This is a genomic window from Bacillus cereus group sp. N21, from assembly GCF_016483395.1.
In the GTDB taxonomy this organism is placed as follows: Bacteria; Bacillota; Bacilli; order Bacillales; family Bacillaceae_G; genus Bacillus_A; species Bacillus_A pseudomycoides.
On sequence record NZ_JAEHBX010000462.1, the window covers coordinates 1 to 229 of the forward strand.

A 229-nucleotide genomic window follows, 5' to 3' on the forward strand; every position below is an offset into this window, starting at 1 on the left:
GAGGAAAACACATCAACTGGACCACAAATGATTTATACTGACCAAGGTTTTACAAATGTTGAATTTGGAGCACAGCCTGTTCTTAATGGAGCTCAAAAAGCACAAACACAGCGTGCATTGGGTGGAGGTACATGTCTTAATGTAGATGGTGGAAAGTGGTGTAAAGGTCAAAAAATGGGCTGGAGACTAGATTTAGCTCAATTCTCTGATTATGAACATAAATCTAGAG

1 protein-coding gene is annotated in these 229 nt (G+C 39.3%); it reads left to right on the plus strand.

The window, feature by feature from the left end; translation table 11 throughout:
* A partial coding sequence (locus JDS96_RS31645; RefSeq protein WP_199669197.1) for a hypothetical protein occupies nucleotides 1-229 on the plus strand: 229 nt, incomplete at both ends.